The following is an 18,347-nucleotide window of genomic DNA, read 5'->3' as shown; positions in this document are numbered from 1 at the left end:
TTGATATTATTTCTAATTACCTGCGGAGTTTTACTTCTCCAGGCGCATATACCCGGGCATAATTTTGATGATAATAATCCCAATATTGAGCAGCCTACAAGAGAATCATTTTCCCATTTCAGGCACAACCAAAACCCGACACCTAATATAGTAACGATCAGCGATTTTGATAATTTTGATGTTGGTATTGATAACTATGAGCAATACGGTTCTTCTAACCCGCTGAACCCGTTATGGTTTTTCTTTGGTGCCAATGCAAGTCCACAGAATTTCAGAGGTACTACCAACGGCGGCTTAAACTGGTATCTTTCAAACCCAACATATCCGGCAGGTACGTGCTGTGACCCATGGGCGGCGCATACCGGCAGCGGTGTTTTGATATATGCTTCAGGTGTTACAGGACAGTATATTTACCGCTCAACAAATAACGGCCAAACCTGGAGCGCACCGATACTTTCTGTAAGCGGCAATGACAGAAACCATGTTTCTGCTGAATATACAGGAACAGGACCGTATGCAAACTATGTGTATGCAGCAATGACACCGGGAAACTTCGGAAGAAGTACTGATGCAGGCTTAACATGGACTACAACATTTACACCAAGCAATTCACTTCCCGGCTGCTATATAGCAGTGGGACCAGATGGTTCAACCAACGGCGGATGTGTAATATATGTAACTAATACAGGTTCAGATGCCTCAGGTACAAGAGTATATAATTTTTACCGTTCCACTAACGGAGGTGCGAACTTTACATTAATGTCCAGCCAGTCAGGCTGGTCTGGATTTGTAGGAACATATGCCGGCGGCAGAAATACAATTAACAATGCTAGAACTGCTCCGCATCCAAAAATTGCGATGGATAACAGCAACGGTCCTTACAGAGGAAGATTATATTTTATTAATGCCTCAAATGATCCGCCGGGTTCTGGCAATAAACCTGATATCTGGCTGCGTTATTCAACAGACCAGGGCTTAACATGGAGCGCAAGGGTAAGAGTAAATGATAATGCTAATCCTACAGCAAGTGATCAGTGGTTCCCGGAAATTTGGTGCGAAAGAACAACCGGTAAATTATATATACACTGGTATGATGACCGTGCAAATCCAACAAATTTTACAACTGATATTTACGCTACATATACAACAGATGGCGGACAAACTTTTGCAGCAAACCAGAGATTAACCAACCAGTCATTTATATTTCCAAATCCGCCTTGTTCACCCGGATGTTACAGGGGTGATTATACAACAATGATGGCAAATAATCCCAAAGTAGCTTTCAGTGTATGGGGTGATCACAGGAACGGAACAGCTTTGAACATGGGTTCATACTTTCCTGATTTTGCAATGAGAGTTCAGCCAAATGCTTTTGGAATGAACGGTATAAATGACAGTGCATTTGTATATACCGGAGTACCAGCTGTAAAGCTTTACAGCGATACAGTATTATTTTCTGCTACTGTTACAAATCCCCCGGGAACAGGTACTATTACACTGGACTTTCTGAATAAAACCACAAATACACTTCAGAACCGTTTAACAACCTTCCCTGATTCATTAAGGCTCAGGATCAAATCTTCCGGCGGAGTTCCAAGCGGAAATTATAATATAAGAGTACTGGGTAACGGACCGAACGGAACACCTGTTCATGAAAGATTTATCAATATCAATATGGGATTTGTTGGAATTTCAAATAATACCAATGAGATACCTGATAAATATTCATTGCTCCAAAATTATCCAAATCCGTTCAATCCTTCTACAAATATCAGCTTCAGGCTTCCTGAAGGCGGGAATGTAGTTTTAGCAGTTTATGATATTAACGGCAAGCTTGTTGATGAAATTATAAATAAAAACCTGGCAGCCGGAAACCATAATATTGAATGGAATGCCGCAAATTATACCAGCGGAATTTATTTCTACAGAATTACATCAGGTAATTTTACAGATGTGAAAAAAATGATATTGGTGAAGTAAATTACTGTAAATTTGGATAATCTTTTTAAAGCCTGTATTTATACAGGCTTTTTTATATACTAATATTATTATAGAAATATTCCAAAAACATTGATATTATTGAATATCTAAACTTCTTTAACATGAAAACTCTGATAATAGTTTTTTCAGCATTATTTTTCCTTACCTCTGCATTATTTTCACAAAACTGGAGCACAACCGGCGGCAATTTACAGCGAAACGGTTTGAGCGAAATTACCGGACCCTCAGGTGTAACAAGTCCGCTATGGACTGTTAACAGCATCAATTCAACCGCATGGGGAAATTCAATTTATACTTACGGTGATAAGTTCGTTACATCACGAATAGTGCTTTCACCCTATACAGGTAAAATTGAATTAAGGAATATCAATTCAGGAGCATTGATATGGGAAAAGATGATAAATTCATCTTCGCGTATGTATGCGGTTGGATTCACCGAAGATGCAGTTTATGCCCATGATTATAATACAGGGATCCTTTATGCGCTCAATATTTCAGATGGATCAGTAAAATGGTCAATAACGTCCGATATGTTCCCGGGTAATACTGGCCTGCTTTTTGCATGTGACGGTGACCCGATAGATAAGGGAAGAAGGATTAATAAAAATACAGGTACGGTAAAATGGTCGAATAATTACATCATCCCCGTATCACCTGACGGCGGTTACTGTATTTACGGAAATACTTATTATCACTGGACCGGTTCAATTGTCACACCTAAGAAGCTAATAGCTATTGATGTGAACACAGGCAGTACACGTTATACTAGCGCAGATCTGCCGGGTGATGGTGACCAGGAAAATGATCTATGTATTGGACCAAACGGCACAATTTATATTTGCCGTGACGGAGGAGCATTATATGCTTTTCAGGATAATGGTACTTCATTCGTTCAGCTTTGGAGCCGTACTCCCGGATATGTTGTAAAAGGTGTTGGCAAAGATGGCTCAATATATGCATCAAGTATTAACGATCCTTCTCAGTTTGCAAACAGCAATATTTACAGGCTTGATCCTGCTAACGGGAACATACTTGATTCCGCTCAGGTGCGTACCCCGCTTGCATATATGTCCTGCGGTGCTGATTCAACAATTATTGTATGCACCGGTGAAACAGGCAACGGCAGATATGTTGCATTCACACCGAACCTCCAAACCGTTAAATGGACACTTAATGTGCCTTACAATTATTACAGCGGCTCTAATCTGGGACAAAACGGAATATTTATCGCTGCCGGCAGCGGTGCGGAAATTAAAGCCTATAAAACAAATTACAGCATAAAACCTGTTGCGGATTTTAAAGCCGATAAGAATTATTTTCTCACCATTGATACCGTATCGTTTTTCGATCAATCCTCGTTTAATCCAACCAGCTGGTTATGGCTTATGCCCGGTTCTAATACTCCTGTTTCCACAAGCCAGAATCCTGCCAATGTTCGCTATACACTGCAAGGCACTTATCCGGTTACGTTAATCGCTTCAAATTCATTTGGGACAGATACTCTGGTGAGGACATGTTACATTACTGTTATTCCATGGATGAGTGTTCAGCAAACAGGAAATGGGGTACCCTCAGAATTTTCACTTAGCCAGAATTATCCTAACCCATTTAACCCTGTAACTAACTTCGGATTTCAGATAGCAGAACCTGGAAATGTAAGCTTAACCATTTATGATATTTCAGGAAAAAAAGTAGAAACACTTATTGATAAAGAAATACAGCCCGGTTACTATGAAGCCCGTTGGGATGCTTCTGCATTTTCAAGCGGAGTATATTTTTACACTTTAACTTCAGGCAGTTATAAAGAAACCAAAAAGATGCTGCTGATAAAGTGACGGCAGTCACTTTATGGCTGTCCCGCAGCGCGGGATTAAATAAATAAATCACATGAAAAAAATAATATTAATTTTATTAATTCCCTTCATTTCATATTCGCAGGGCTGGTTTATACAAACAACTTTCAGTCCGGCTCAATCTCTGCAAACAGTCAGGTTTTATGACCAGAACACCGGTTATACTACAGCTCCGCTGTATAACGGATCAACATTCAATATACATAAAACAACAAATGCAGGACAAAACTGGATTGATCAAAGTTCAGGATACACTTCAATGCGGTTTATGGCAATTTGGCTGCGCCATCCTGATACTGTATATATGAGCGGCAATGACGGCTTAATTATTAAAACAGTCAATGGCGGGAACAACTGGATCACGGTGAATTCTGAACCTACACTGCAGCTGTGGGGCTTATATTTTGTGAACTCTTTAACAGGTTTTACATCCGGCTCAACAGGAAGGATAATGAAGACCACAAATGCAGGAATTAACTGGTTTACACTTGCATCGCCGACACAAACTTCGCTTAATTCAATTCATTTCATAAATGAAAATACAGGATTTATTTCAGGGTATTCAATTGCACTGAAAACAACAAACCAGGGAGCAAACTGGGTAAATATGAACGCTCCTTCAATTAGCGGATTTGAAAATTTCAGGGAGATCTATTTCTTCAATGAGAACCTGGGGCTGTATGTTTCTGATGCAGGAAGAATTGTAAAAACTACTAACAGCGGAGCAAACTGGACATTGGTAAACTCAGGCACTACCCAGTCACTTTTTGGTGTATATTTCATAGATGCTGTGACAGGCTATGCCTGCGGTAATAACGGAGCTATTGTTCGCACTACTGATGGAGGCGATAACTGGACCCCGCAAACATCACCGTTAAATGAAATTCTGACTGATGTATGGTTTACATCTGCAACTACGGGATATATTTCCAACTGGTCAGGTAAGATACTCAAAACAACTAATGGCGGTATTACTTTTATTGAACCGCTCAGCAATGAAATACCTGAAGCTTTTTCACTAGAGCAGAATTATCCCAATCCGTTCAACCCTGTAACCAAATTCAAATTCAGCATTCCTGTTGCAGGAAGTGTATCACTTAAAATTTATGATATTTCAGGAAGGGAAGTTGCTGAAATTCTGAATAAACCTATGCAGCCGGGAACATATGAAGCTGACTGGGATGCATCAGCATTTTCCAGCGGTGTTTATTTTTATTCTATCCAGGCAGGTGATTTTAACTCTACAAAGAAAATGGTACTTGTAAAGTAAAATTTTCACTAATAATAATTTTTGCATAAGGCGTTCAAAATGAACGCCTTTTTTATTAAACCAATTTTGCCTTCAGTTGTCAAATTCATAATTAAATATTATGGAGGCAGATCATGAAAATTTTATTTTTTACAGTTTTTACAATAATACTGTTTTCAGGCTCACATTTTCACGGTATCAAGTCTCAGACACATCCTCCTGTGTATATGACACTGGTCTCACATAATGAAGATAATACTAACTGGACAACTTACAGCTATTATAAACCAAAACGTGATCTGCTAGTTCAGCTTGCAAACACTGTGCAGAGCAAGGGTGCTGCATGGAGCTTTCAGTCTGACTGGAAATTCCTGCTTGGCGTAGCAATGTTCGATACCGGTTCCGTAGTTTTAAATACAAACGGGAAAAATCTTATCAAATGGATGGTTGAAGATAAAGGAGTATTCTGCGACCCGCATTCCCACGAAGCTAACGGTTACAACTATGCTGATGTTGCTTACCTGCATCAGCAGCTTGGAATAACGCCGACAAAGGTGGTAGGTGGTTTTTTATATGATACAGTGATAAATGGAAATAACTGGGAAGATCTTGATGACGGGCAATACGGCAGGATGTATCCTTTTTATTTCTGGCAGCCTGATATTTTATGGGGCGGGGGTACACCGCTTCATGTTAACGATCCATACCCGCTTGGAGCCTGGAAGCCCAAAAGTATGAATGAATACTATGTACATGATTCAACCAGGCATCTTGTTCTGCTTGCTCATGGCTGCGAAAATCATATAGAAGATACTTCCAATATTTATTATAATACAGAAACTGTACGAAATATTGTCCGCCAGATCGATAACGGAAGGCTTTCTGATTCCGGGTTTTATCCTGCATTTTCAATTTTTAATGTCGGAGACCTGAATGCATCAAGGGTCATTAAAATTTCCCAGTTCATTGATTCAGTAAATGCTTTAACTGCAGGCGGAAGGGTACAGTGGAAATCATTAACTCAGATCTATAATATCTGGAATACAACCTACAATAAAAAACCATATTATGTAATGTGTGAAGATATTCCGCTTTCTGTTTCACTTATAAGTAATGAGGTACCAAACGGATATGTACTTGAGCAGAATTATCCTAACCCTTTTAATCCAAACACTGTAATAAATTTCAGTATTCCAGAAAAGAGCTTTGTTGAGCTGAAAATTTACGATCTGAAAGGAAGCCTGGCAGAAGTACTTACATCAAAAGAACTTTCCCTGGGAAGTTATTCTGCATATTGGAATGCTGAAAATTTCAGCAGCGGGATTTACTTTTATTCTATAATTACAAAAGATTTCACACAAACTAAAAAAATGATTCTTTTGAAATGATTGTAGAAATATCTTAATCCCAGCCACTTTATTGTATTATAAGGTGGCTTTTCTTTTGAAAAACCTTTAAAAGTTGCAATTTTACCTAACATTAGCAAAAAATTTATATACCCTGATTTCGTTATTTAAATCATTATATAAGTTAGCTAATTTAGTTAAAAGGGGGTCGATATGACTAGATTTATAATAATTTTGATACAATTTTTATTTACCTTTACATTAATTTCACAATCATGGCAGCCTGCTGGTGTTGTTACAAATCCAGGTAGCAGTCCGAGTATATGCGTATCCGGAATAAACTCAGTCTGGATAGCCGGAGGCTCCAGTAACGCACCTAAGGTATTCAGAACGACTAATGGCGGTGTAAGCTGGTTAACAGTATCAACCGGAAGTATAGCAAACGATCTTTATTGTGTATATACTTTAAATGATAATCTTGCATTTGTTGGCGAAGGTGAAGTAAACGGAAATGCTTCGTTGTACAAAACAACGAATGCCGGTGTGAACTGGCAGCCGATCCTGACAACATCAGGAAACGGAGGACATTTTACCGGGCTTGCTTTTACAAAACTCAATGGAAATATTTTCGGACTGGCTATTGCTGAGAAGGTTTACAGAACATCAAACTCAGGTGCAAACTGGGTTGAGCTAAGCGCCGGTGTAACGGGTGTTTCAAATGCGAAAAACTCCTTAATGATTGTTGATAATGATTTTTACGGATTTGGACTGAATAACGGTGCTGCTAGAGTAAGGCTTACTACAAATAACTCCAGCTCGTGGAATACGCAGCAGTTAAGCGTATCCGGAAATTACACATCTGCTATAGCTTTCCATTCCAACAAGTTATACGGGGTTGCTGCAACAGCTACCTCCTTGCCGAATATATCAAGAACTACTGACGGCGGGGTAACATGGATGAACGTTAACATTGGCAGCGGAGTTACCGGAACATGTTATTTTGTCTGGGTTCCCGCAACTCCTGTTGTATATATACTGGGTTCAAACGGCGGAATTAAAAGAAGCACTGATAACGGCATAAGCTGGGTCACAACACCAACACCCGGAGTTACAAATTTAACACATTTTGATTTTATGCACTCCGGAATGGTAATATATGGTTATGCGGTTTCATCTAACGGAAATATAATCAAACTTGCAGATACACTGAATATTCTAACCGGAATAAATTCCAATAATAATTTTCCGAATGAATATTCGCTTTCGCAGAACTATCCGAACCCGTTCAATCCATCAACAAATATTTCATTTTCAGTTCCGCAAAGTTCATCTGTAAAAATATCGGTATTTGATTTATTAGGCAGAGAACTATCAACTCCTGTAAATGAATTCAAACAGGCAGGCAATTATGAGATCACATTTGATGCGGGCAGACTTGGTTCAGGGGTTTATTATTACAGAATGACAGCAGGGTATTTTACAGAAACCAAAAAAATGATAGTTTTAAAATAAACTTAAATTATAATATTTTTTATAAAGCGGCTGAATATTTCAGCCGCTTTTTTTATGCTGCGCGGTAAGCGCTCAACATTACAGAACCTAAGATCCATATAGAAATAAGTATGCCGTATGAAACGGTCATGAAACCTGCAACAAGAAAAGCTCCCCAAAAGGATTTATGATAGACCCGTTTAACCGAAAAGAATAAATATATACCCGGAACAAAATATAGGAAAAAGAATAACAGTTCATCAACAAAACGTTCTAAATATCCGCCTGCAAGCAGACACCATAGCACAAAAGTGAAAAAATGAAGGGTAAACACTAAATGCTCGCTGTAATAATATTTTCTTGTAAAATATAACAGCTTAAGCAGAAGTGAAAATATAAGCATTGTTAACAGTAAATATAAAGTAATATTATCGTTGAACTGATCGTTAAAATTATCTTTAAAAACTTCAGGAGTACTGCTGCTGTTTTTCTGCTGTTCAATTACAAATGATACAAAATAATCATCTTCTTCAGATTCAGATATCATTGATTTGTAATGATCAGGATCACTTTGTATCATAATAAAGAAGAGTACTAAACTGGTAAAGAGAAACATTTTAAGCGGAGAAATATAACTATTGATCTTTCCGGAGATATATTCATAGGTTAAGAATCCGGGCTTCGTGAATAAATATTTCACCGAACGGAATATCCTGGAATCCCAGACAAACAATTCTTCGAGAAAATGAATAATTATGTAAAAAATTGAGCGATTAAAAGCCAGCGAACTATCCTGGCCGCAATTAGAGCAAAATTTGCCAGATAATTCAGCTCCGCAGTTTTGGCAGATATGCCCGGTTTTGTCTATTGTTTCCTGCATTTAAAGCAAGATAATGAGATATTTGAAATTATAACATATAATTTACTGAAAATAATAATTTTGGATTATGGTATTGAAAACACACCATTATTTTGTTAAGTTTTAGTAATATATTTCACCTTGTTATGAAAAAAATAGTTTACACCTTTCTCTTTTTATCTATCTCCACATTAAATATATATGCCCAGCAGGGCTGGTTCTGGCAAAATCCGCTGCCGCAGGGGAATTATCTTTCAGGTATAATATTTACTGAAAATAATACAAGTTATTTGATTGGTGCAAACGGAACATTAATTAAATCTACAAACAATGGAATCAGTTATTTCTTAATGGAAAATAATATAACTGAAAATTTTGAATCATTTCATTTTGTGAATCAAAATACAGGGTTCATAGGTACCGATAATGGAATTATCTATAAAACAACCAATGGTGGTAACAATTTTAATGGTACTTATCTCGGTTTTCCCGACAAGATAATTTCAATTAAATTTAGCGGTAATCAAAATGGTTTTGCATTGATGAAATTTGAATCATTTAAAACAAGGATATTTAAAACATCTGATTCAGGGAGTAATTGGTCATTATGTTTTGATGTACCGGATTCAATAATTATATTTAGTATTTCAATAGCTTCAATTAATGATATTTATGCGGCAGGCGAGAACATTAATGACAGATCAAGATTATTCAGATCAACAAATGCAGGTAGCAATTGGGAACTTGTTCAGACATCTGCTACTGGCAGTTTAGTGGGCGTTCATTTTATAAATCAACAAACAGGCTTCATAAGTCAGTTAAGGTTTGGGCGTAAATTATACCGAACAACAAATGGAGGTATTAACTGGGACTCTGTAGGTAACTTTGCTCCAAATAATTTTCAGTTTTTAGATAACCTGACAGGATTTTCTTTTGGTAACGGCTACTCAAACAGTGATGTTTATAGAACAAGTAACGCAGGTTCAAACTGGATCTCAACAGGATATGTGACTTCAGGTACTCAAAATTTATATTTCAAAAGTATCTTAAATTGGTCCCAAATTTGGACTAGTGTAATTTCTACAACGAGTAATGCAGGTACAAACTGGAATGAAATTAGCAGCGGTTTTACCGATTACCTTGATGATATCGTTTTCGTAAATCCGAGTACCGGTTTTATTGCTTCAAGCGGAGGAAAGATTTATAGAACTACTAATTCAGGAAACAACTGGATAGGATTTACTGCTGATAATAATGGAATTAACTGTGTTGATTTTATAAATGAAAATACAGGGTTTGCAGGCGCGAATTGGTCGCATATAGCAAAAACAACTAATAGCGGCATTAACTGGCAGGTTTTTGTTATTGATTCACTCTTAGGGTCGGCAGTTCATGGAATATCATTCCCGTCAATTGATACAGGTTACGCAGTATCCAAAAACGGGCATAATTTAAAAACTGTTAACGGCGGATTAACCTGGCAAGTTAACAAACTTCCACTCACCTTATATTTTGAAGATGTTCAGTTTCTGAATAATAATACAGGATATTGCGCAGGTCGTGAAGACAGGGGCGTAATAAGGAAAACTGTTAATGGAGGTTTAAACTGGATTACATATTATTTTGATTCGGTTTTTTATTTTACCGATCTTCATTTTGTTAATACTGAACTGGGCTTTGCAGTTGGCAACAAAGTCTATAATATAGGATTCATAGTAAGAACTACCAATGGAGGTATAACCTGGGATTATACATACCTGCCGGGTACTTATCTGCTTTCCAGTGTTTATTTTGTAAATGAAAATGTTGGCTACGCCGGTGCAGAGGGGGTTTCTTATAAAACCACAAATGGAGGAAATGACTGGTTCAGAATCAGAACTAAATCTCCTGATCTGCATGGTATTTACTTCATAAATGAAAATACCGGGTATGCCGTAGGTTCAAACGGAACAATCATCAAAACCACAAATGGCGGCGGTGAGCCAATCGGTATTGAACCGATTAGCAATACTCTACCTAATGAATTCAGATTATACCAAAATTATCCAAACCCATTCAATCCGGTTACTAAGATAAAATTTACAATTCCTTTTAGTTCTAAGTCAGATGACGTGAATATTCAAATCTACGATGTTACAGGAAGGGAAGTCAGACAATATCCGTTGGGTAATCTGAAAGCCGGTATATATAGTATAGATTTTGACGGAACAGGTTTTGCGAGCGGTGTATATTTTTGCCGGCTTATATCAGGTAAATTTAAGTTTACAAATAAGATGGTTCTTATAAAATAATGTGTGTTTGTTGTATTTTTCTGCAGGTTATTATACCCAACTTATCCCTTTTTTAAAAGTGATAAAATCTATATAATTGTGCTTATCCACCCGATAATATTGGCTTTTTAAGCCTTTTTTTTCAAGGAGCCAGCTAACAAAAAACAGGGAATTTTACGTCTTTTTTATATGAATTAAGTTCAAAATTTATAATTTATGTCAATAAAAGTAAACAATTTAACGAAATACTATGGTGACTATCTTGCCGTTGATGATATTTCGTTCGAAGCAAAAAAAGGAGAGATCCTTGGATTTTTAGGGCCAAACGGCGCCGGAAAATCCACTACCATGAAGATAATTACAACTTATCTTCCGCCAACATCAGGCACAGTAGTAGTTGATGGTTTTGATGTTGAAGATAAATCTCTTGAAGTAAGGAAAAAGCTTGGCTATCTGCCTGAGCTCAATCCGCTATACTATGATATGAACCCGGTTGATTACCTGGATTTTGTTGCGAAGCTCGATGGTATTCCCGCAGCTGATATCAAAAAAAGACGCGAAGAGATGATTAAGGTTTGCGGACTTGATTCAGTAAGACATAAAGATATCGGAACTTTATCCAAAGGGTTCAAGCAGCGTGTAGGGCTTGCCCAGGCTATGATCAATAATCCTGATGTCCTGATACTTGATGAGCCGACTTCAGGGCTTGATCCGAACCAGATCATCGAGATAAGGAACCTGATAAAAAAGCTTGGCAGGGAAAAAACTGTAGTTCTTTCAACCCACATCCTTTCAGAAGTAACAGCAACATGTAACAGGGTAATTATCATTAATAAGGGAAAGATCGTTGCTGACGGTACACCTGAAGAGCTGCAGGCAAAATCAAAAGGTCAAAGCGTAGTAACTCTTGAAGTTAAGAACAACTGTGATAAATCTGCACTTAGCGGCGCTTTAAAAGAGATCAGGAATGTTAACAAAGTTGAATTCGTAAAAGATACCGGCGATTCATTTGTTTTCAATATTTTTGGTGATAAAGGCGCTGATCTCAGGGAAGTAATTTCAAACAAAGTAATGCAGCAAAAGGCAACGGTGCTTTCAATGCAGACAAAACAATCATCATTAGAAGATATATTCAGGGAGTTAACAAAGTAATACTATGAATACACAGAATATAAAAACAATTTTTACAAAAGAGCTTAAATCATACTTTAATTCCCCGGTAGCTTATATTGTTATGATAGTGTTTATGGCAATATCCGGATTCCTGTTCACAATGAGCTTCTTCCAGATAAATATAGCTTCAATGAGGGAATTTTTCGGCAGCTTCTTTATCCAGCTTGTGCTCTTTGTTGTGTTTATTCCGGCTATCACAATGCGCAGCTTTTCTGAAGAAAAGAAACAGGGAACCCTTGAGCTGCTGCTTACCAAGCCAGTCACTGATATTGAGCTTATTCTCGGCAAATATCTCTCAGCGCTCACACTGATAGTTATAACGCTTTCACCTACAGTTTTATATTTCATTATCATTAAAATGATCGGACCCATTCCTTTCTGGCCGTTCTTAACAAGCCTGTTAGGCTACATATTGATGAGCGCGTTCTTTATCGGTATAGGTGTATTTGTTTCATCACTCACCGAAAACCAGATCATTGCATTTATTGTAAGCGTGCTTATCTGTTTATTCTTTTTCCTTTTCGGAAAGCTGCTTATAGTTTTCCCGACATCAGTAGTTTCCTTTTTTGAATATTTAACTACCGACTATCATTTAAGCAATATATCCAGGGGAGTTATCGATTCACGAGTGCTTATTTATTACTTCTCTATGATATTTTTCACGATCTTCTTAACAAAGGTTTCACTTGAAAGCAGAAAGTGGTAAACCGGTAATTATATTAATTTAATAACAAGTATCTTTAATATACAAATATGGCTGAAGAATTAGAAAATAAAGACGAATTAAAAGAAGAGGAAGTTACCGAAGAATCATCCGAAGAGATTGAACAGGATGAACGGTTAACCGGCAGAAAAAAGAAGACCGAATCAAAACGCCGCCAGGCAATATTAAGCGTTTTACTGGTAGCAGGTATTCTTGTAGTGCTGAATGTAATAGCAGTACAGGTATTTTTCCGCTGGGATCTGACTCCGAATAAAATTTATACGCTTTCTGATGCAAGTAAATCAATTGTATCTAAGCTTGATGATAAGCTTGTTGTAAAAGCTTACTTCACGGATAATTTACCTGCTCCGTATAACAATAACCGCAGGTACCTGCAGGAATTGCTGGATGATTACCGCAATGCCGCCAACGGAAAAATTACATACGAGATCATCAGTCCAAGTGACCAGGATGAGCTGGAAAAAGAAGCTCAGAAATACGGTATTCAGCCGGTACAGGTGCAGACCGTGAAAAATGACAGGGCAGAAGCGCTAAAAGCTTATATGGGTGTTGTTTTACTATATGGCGGAAAGCAGGAAGCTATTCCCTTCATTGGCAGCACAGATAACCTTGAGTATGAAATAACAGGCGTTATTAACAGGCTGACACAACCTGAGCTTAAAAAGATCGGTATTCTATCAGGTGATGGTATGCCAGGTGTAGAAAAGATAAGCAAGGTTAATCAATATTTATCCAAATTCTATAATGTTACAAATGTAGATGCTTCCAAAAATAATCCTATACCTGCTGATATAAAGACATTGGTAGTGTTTTCACCGAAAGCTCCTCAGCAGCAGCAAATGATGGGTCAGCAGCAGGCTCCTCCTCCGGTCATTCCTGAAAATATCAAGTTTGCTATAGATCAGTATATTATGAATGGCGGCAAAGTAATGTTCATGATGAGCCGTGTTAATGTTGCATCACAACAGCAGTTCCAGATCGCTCAAGTTGTTCAGACCGGTCTTGAAGATATGCTTGATAATTATGGCGTAAAACTGAACAATACAATTATCACTGATAAAGAATGCGCATTTGTCCAGGTTCCTGTTCAGCAGGGCCCAATTCAGATGTATACACAAATACCATTCCCGTATTATCCGAAAATCGTGAACATAAACCGTGATATTCCTTCTTTCGCAAATATAGGTCAGGTATTTTTAGGATTTACAAGTGATATTGATATTAATGCAGCTGGAAGTAAAGGTATAAAAGCTCTTCCACTGTTAACTACATCTCCAAAAACCGGTGTTTCAAATGAATTTGCTATTGTTCAGGCTTCAGGGCAAATGCTGCCTGATACAATGTTCAAAGCAAAAGATCTGAATGTTGGAGCAATATATGAAGGTGTATTTAAAAGCTTTTATAACGGAAAGCCGATCCCGGCAGATACTGCTGCAGGTTCAAATGCGCCTCAAACGAGTGTAAAACCCGAAAGCCCGGCATCAAAAATTATAGTTCTTGGCAACGGCGATTTTCCCCAGGATGATTTCCGCGGACCTGATGAAAGCCTTCTTTTCTTTGCAAATATGATAGACTATATGAGTGATGATGCAGGACTTTCTGCTATCAGAATGAAAGATTCAAATCCCAAACCGCTTGATTCCATTGAAGACAGTACGAAAACCATTGTAAAATACGGAATGCTTGCCGGACCGCCGGTACTTGTTCTGTTATACGGTTTGTTTAAATGGAGAAGAAAAAAAGCAGCTAAAAACTGATAGAAATTATTAACCAAAGAAATCAATAGAAAAGATATAATTACAGCAGTATATGAATAAAACAATTAAAATATTACTTGCAGTTTTCGCGGTACTTATTGCATTATATTTCCTGTTCTTCAGAACCGGCGAAAAAGTATCAACTGAAAAAATCGATGCGAAGCTGTTTGTAGCAGATTCATCCAAAATTGATAAAATTGAAATTGTAAAAACAGGTGAGACTGTGGTACTGGAAAAAATTAACAACCAGTGGCAGCTGACTAAGCCAATAAACTATCCTGCTGATACTACAAATGTATATTTGCTTTTAAAAGATCTGAAAAATTTTACAATTGAAAGTATTGCCTCGGAAAATCCGGCTAAATTCAACAGCTATCTGGATTCAGTGAATAATTCCCTGATCTCAACATACCAGGAAGGAAAGCTGCTGGGTACTTTTATACTGGGTAAAACACAATCTACAAATAATTCCTATATCAAAAAACCGGAAGAGAACAGGATCTTACTGGCTTCTGAATTAACATCCGCTTTGTTTACAAAGCCATCAAAAGATTACAGGAATAAATTTATCTTGTCAATCCAGCCGTTTACAGTAAACTCAGTCTCATTTAAATCCTCTGATTCAAATAAAGTAGATTTTACGGTTGCAAAGGATTCAGCTGGTAAGTGGAGTATCGCTGGTGATTCAGTATCTTCTTCTGTTATGGAAGGGTTTTTAAATCTGCTGGCAAACTTTAACACTGATGATTTTAAAGATACTGTCATGACAACATTCCCGGTGCCAACTTACACAGTTACTATTAACGGGGCAGGCCAGCCAACAGTGATAAATTTATATAAAGAAGCACAGACTGATCCGAATGCTGTTGCTTCATATATAACTCAGGTAAGCGGAAATAACCAGCTGTTTAAATTATTTGCTGCATTAGCATCACAGCTGATGAAAAAACGATCAGATTTTATTCCGCCTAAACCAACCAAGTAAAAGTATCATAATGTAAAAGTATTATAAGGTAAATAAAAAAGACCTGCCAACAGCGGCAGGTCTTTTTTATTTTGCGTAAATGATAATTAAGCTCTCTTTTTTGTAAAAGAAAGCAGCGCAGCAAACGCTGCTAAATAACATATTGCTCCGGCCCAATAAGAAGATGAAATTCCGTAATTCATTGCGATTATTATTGAAAGTACAGTTGCAAGAACACTCATTACACCATTAATACCCCATAACCACGGTGTAATTCCGGGAGCCTTTTCACCGGCAAGTTTCATACCGATCGGGAATGCCATTCCGAGGAATAATCCCATTGGAAAAAGTATAAGTACAGAAACCAAAACCCTGATTTCAGTTGAATACTCCCTGAAAGTTTCAACTATATAAGGTGTAAATAGACCAAATAATACCAGTATGATCATCAATATAATAAACCTCAATTTACTTTTTCCTGCAGCACCGGGTTTATCAGCCCCGCTTAAAAAGCTGCCTATTCCGCTTGAAAGCAGCATTGTAAACAGTGCCGCCGCAAGGCTAAATGTCGGGTGACCAAGGAATATATTAAGCCTCTGTATCTGTGAAATTTCTATAAGCATAAAGCCTAGACCAAGACCGGTAAAATAGATAAAGAATGATGAAGTGCCTTTAAGCTGAATCTTTTTGGCGGTAAGCTTAAGCGGAACAATTATACACAAAAGAGATAAAAATCCCATTGTACCGGCAAGAGTCAGCAGGATGAATATAGCTTTTGCATTAAAGCCCATATCCCACATATTCCATAATTGAGTATTTGGCAGGTCTGTAAAATTCATATAATGGAAGAAAAAAGGCTTATCATCGCTTGGTGAAGTGATATCTAGCGGAAAGTTATTATTAAGGTTACCCCTTAGGTTTTCATTTGTGAGCTTAACAAAAACCGAGTCTGCCGCATTTCGGGGAGAAATGATATCTTCAAATTCAAATGTTCTGCAAAGACTATCAACCATGTTCAGATCTTTGCTGCTGAACGGTGTTTTGCTGATTAGAAGTGTACCAGTGCCGCTTCTGTCCTCGAGTCGTTCCTGCTGCTGGCATTTTATCAGCATAACATGGCTGCGGATATCTTTGATACCGGATTCCAAAAGAGCATCAGCAGTTATGTTCATTAGCCTGTAATGTTCAATTGGCTTTGCACGGTAAAAACGGGTAACGGTTAATATTCCATCAGGTTTCAGCCTGCTAAAGAGCAGCTTCCAGGTTTCTGTGGTGTATAATGCGTTTTCCGTGAGTACAAATGCACCTGATGCTGCAGCAGACCAGTTATCAATTACTGAAACCTGTATGATATCGAATTTCCGGGAGCTATCCATTCTCTGAATATAACTTCGGGCTTCATCACCGACAAACTCAACATGCGGATATTTATCAAGGTGCCCGGTAAAATTGCCAAAATCATTATTGATAGCGCTTATCATATCCTTATTTATTTCAATGCCTAGGATATTTTTTTGCCCAAATGCCAGTGATGAAAGCACATCGCGCCCTGCGCCGCTGCCGATGATCATTATATCGCCGTTAGGACGCATATATTGTGCAAGGTTCGATACATCATATTTTAAATGCGAAAGCTCTGATGTATCTCCGTTAAAGTGCGAAAGCACTGTTGTTGAATGCGCATCGATATTCAGCATAAGCTGACGTATTTTCCTTGAGCGGTCATACTTATTGCTTAAACCCCAGCCAAACGGCGTTTCATATTTGGTTGAGTCGCCATCAATGCTTACACGGCTGAACGAGTTCCATTTTTCATATAAAGGCTTTTCAGCCCATTCACCGCGAACCCAGAATAATCTGAGAAGCGGTTCATGTTTTTGAACAAGAACTGTATGAAATACCGAAAATACAAGTATTACAAGAGAAAATACTGCAATGGATTTACCGATCGATGTTTTTATTTCAGAGTTTCGGCTGAAGGTATATGCTGCTGCAGCAGAAAACAGCGCAGTAATAAATACACCTGTGGGTCCGCCTGAAACATTAAGCACCACTACCACAAGAATACAGCCCAATGAAGCACCTATCAGATCAGCGGCATAAAGCTTGTTAACTGATGCAGGGAATCGTGTTAAAAGCAGCGAGATACATATTCCGCTGAATACGAATGGCACGGAAATTTCTGCATAAGTAAACGCAGTTACAGCCATTCCCAATAAGGACATACCGTGAATGAAGGGAATGAACAGATGAATTAAAAAGCTTAAAAGTGTTGCTATACTGAAATAAAACGCCTGTTTTGTTAATATAATATTTATTTTTTCCTGTGGGAATTTATGAGGGAATATATAAACAATTATAGCTCCAACAGTCATACCGAACATTGCCAGAGATACTGCCATAAACGCAAAATGATAACCCATAGTAACGCTGAAAATACGCGTAAGCAGTATTTCATACATTAAGGTTGAAAGCGCTACGAGGAATATTCCAATATAATTATTTTTTGAAACTGAAACCGGATTTTGGGCTGAATTCATCAATTTTTTAATTTTAAAGCCCAAAATATAATGGAGTTACATCAATTTAAATGTAAAAATTAATATGACCTGTTTACATTAAAAAAGTGGTGTCAGGTATATACCTGACACCATTTTGGT

The 18,347-nt window shown here is 37.7% G+C and carries 12 protein-coding genes; 10 read left to right on the top strand and 2 right to left on the bottom strand.

The window, feature by feature from the left end; all coding sequences use genetic code 11:
• The 5 genes from J0M37_00900 to J0M37_00880 all read left to right on the top strand — a co-directional run bounded on the left by J0M37_00900 (position 1) and on the right by J0M37_00880 (position 7,961).
• The gene (locus tag J0M37_00900; GenBank protein ID MBN8583623.1) at positions 1-1,980 is read left to right on the top strand and encodes a T9SS type A sorting domain-containing protein; all 1,980 of its coding nucleotides are present in this window, start codon (positions 1-3) and stop codon (positions 1,978-1,980) included.
• A 122-nt stretch (positions 1,981-2,102) separates the two neighbouring features.
• The gene (locus J0M37_00895; protein MBN8583622.1) at positions 2,103-3,836 is read left to right on the top strand and encodes a PQQ-binding-like beta-propeller repeat protein; all 1,734 of its coding nucleotides are present in this window, start codon (positions 2,103-2,105) and stop codon (positions 3,834-3,836) included.
• 52 nt (positions 3,837-3,888) lie between these two features.
• Complete coding sequence (locus J0M37_00890) at positions 3,889-5,124, top strand: T9SS type A sorting domain-containing protein (protein ID MBN8583621.1); 1,236 nt, start codon at positions 3,889-3,891, stop codon at positions 5,122-5,124.
• A gap of 113 nt (positions 5,125-5,237) precedes the next feature.
• Positions 5,238-6,491, top strand: a complete 1,254-nt coding sequence (locus J0M37_00885; GenBank protein MBN8583620.1) for a T9SS type A sorting domain-containing protein — start codon at positions 5,238-5,240, stop codon at positions 6,489-6,491.
• 171 nt (positions 6,492-6,662) lie between these two features.
• Positions 6,663-7,961: a T9SS type A sorting domain-containing protein gene (locus J0M37_00880; GenBank protein ID MBN8583619.1), complete on the top strand. Its 1,299-nt coding sequence runs from the start codon at positions 6,663-6,665 to the stop codon at positions 7,959-7,961.
• A 52-nt stretch (positions 7,962-8,013) separates the two neighbouring features.
• Here the strand turns inward: J0M37_00880 and J0M37_00875 are convergent, their stop codons facing one another.
• Positions 8,014-8,820, bottom strand: a complete 807-nt coding sequence (locus tag J0M37_00875) for a DUF3667 domain-containing protein (GenBank protein ID MBN8583618.1) — start codon at positions 8,818-8,820, stop codon at positions 8,014-8,016.
• Between the two features lie 125 nt (positions 8,821-8,945).
• Between J0M37_00875 and J0M37_00870 the strand changes: the two genes are divergently transcribed.
• From J0M37_00870 to J0M37_00850, 5 genes are all read left to right on the top strand, one after another.
• Entirely contained in the window at positions 8,946-11,090 is a 2,145-nt protein-coding gene (locus J0M37_00870; protein ID MBN8583617.1) for a T9SS type A sorting domain-containing protein, read from the top strand.
• Between the two features lie 195 nt (positions 11,091-11,285).
• Positions 11,286-12,221: an ATP-binding cassette domain-containing protein gene (locus J0M37_00865; protein ID MBN8583616.1), complete on the top strand. Its 936-nt coding sequence runs from the start codon at positions 11,286-11,288 to the stop codon at positions 12,219-12,221.
• Between the two features lie 4 nt (positions 12,222-12,225).
• Positions 12,226-12,948: an ABC transporter permease subunit gene (locus tag J0M37_00860; GenBank protein MBN8583615.1), complete on the top strand. Its 723-nt coding sequence runs from the start codon at positions 12,226-12,228 to the stop codon at positions 12,946-12,948.
• Between the two features lie 47 nt (positions 12,949-12,995).
• Positions 12,996-14,723 (top strand): Gldg family protein, encoded by a 1,728-nt coding sequence (locus J0M37_00855; GenBank protein MBN8583614.1) that lies wholly within the window; start codon positions 12,996-12,998, stop codon positions 14,721-14,723.
• A gap of 52 nt (positions 14,724-14,775) precedes the next feature.
• Entirely contained in the window at positions 14,776-15,708 is a 933-nt protein-coding gene (locus tag J0M37_00850; GenBank protein ID MBN8583613.1) for a DUF4340 domain-containing protein, read from the top strand.
• Positions 15,709-15,794: 86 nt separating this feature from the next.
• Here the strand turns inward: J0M37_00850 and J0M37_00845 are convergent, their stop codons facing one another.
• Positions 15,795-18,227: a hypothetical protein gene (locus J0M37_00845; protein MBN8583612.1), complete on the bottom strand. Its 2,433-nt coding sequence runs from the start codon at positions 18,225-18,227 to the stop codon at positions 15,795-15,797.
• Positions 18,228-18,347: the final 120 nt, after the last annotated feature.

It is taken from the genome of Ignavibacteria bacterium (genome assembly GCA_017303675.1).
Classification (GTDB): domain Bacteria; phylum Bacteroidota; class Ignavibacteria; order Tepidaquicellales; family OLB5; genus OLB5.
Note: the sequence above shows the minus strand (reverse complement) of the source record. Positions and strands in the feature narration are given on the sequence as shown.

What these genes read in the sequence shown, in the direction of transcription:
- J0M37_00895 (MBN8583622.1), top strand. Translation starts at nt 2,103, where the DNA reads ATGAAAACTCTGATAATAGTTTTTTCAGCATTATTTTTCCTTACCTCT.
- J0M37_00890 (MBN8583621.1), top strand. Translation starts at nt 3,889, where the DNA reads ATGAAAAAAATAATATTAATTTTATTAATTCCCTTCATTTCATATTCG.
- J0M37_00885 (MBN8583620.1), top strand. Translation starts at nt 5,238, where the DNA reads ATGAAAATTTTATTTTTTACAGTTTTTACAATAATACTGTTTTCAGGC.
- J0M37_00880 (MBN8583619.1), top strand. Translation starts at nt 6,663, where the DNA reads ATGACTAGATTTATAATAATTTTGATACAATTTTTATTTACCTTTACA.
- J0M37_00875 (MBN8583618.1), bottom strand. Translation starts at nt 8,820, where the DNA reads ATGCAGGAAACAATAGACAAAACCGGGCATATCTGCCAAAACTGCGGA.
- J0M37_00870 (MBN8583617.1), top strand. Translation starts at nt 8,946, where the DNA reads ATGAAAAAAATAGTTTACACCTTTCTCTTTTTATCTATCTCCACATTA.
- J0M37_00865 (MBN8583616.1), top strand. Translation starts at nt 11,286, where the DNA reads ATGTCAATAAAAGTAAACAATTTAACGAAATACTATGGTGACTATCTT.
- J0M37_00860 (MBN8583615.1), top strand. Translation starts at nt 12,226, where the DNA reads ATGAATACACAGAATATAAAAACAATTTTTACAAAAGAGCTTAAATCA.
- J0M37_00855 (MBN8583614.1), top strand. Translation starts at nt 12,996, where the DNA reads ATGGCTGAAGAATTAGAAAATAAAGACGAATTAAAAGAAGAGGAAGTT.
- J0M37_00850 (MBN8583613.1), top strand. Translation starts at nt 14,776, where the DNA reads ATGAATAAAACAATTAAAATATTACTTGCAGTTTTCGCGGTACTTATT.
- J0M37_00845 (MBN8583612.1), bottom strand. Translation starts at nt 18,227, where the DNA reads ATGAATTCAGCCCAAAATCCGGTTTCAGTTTCAAAAAATAATTATATT.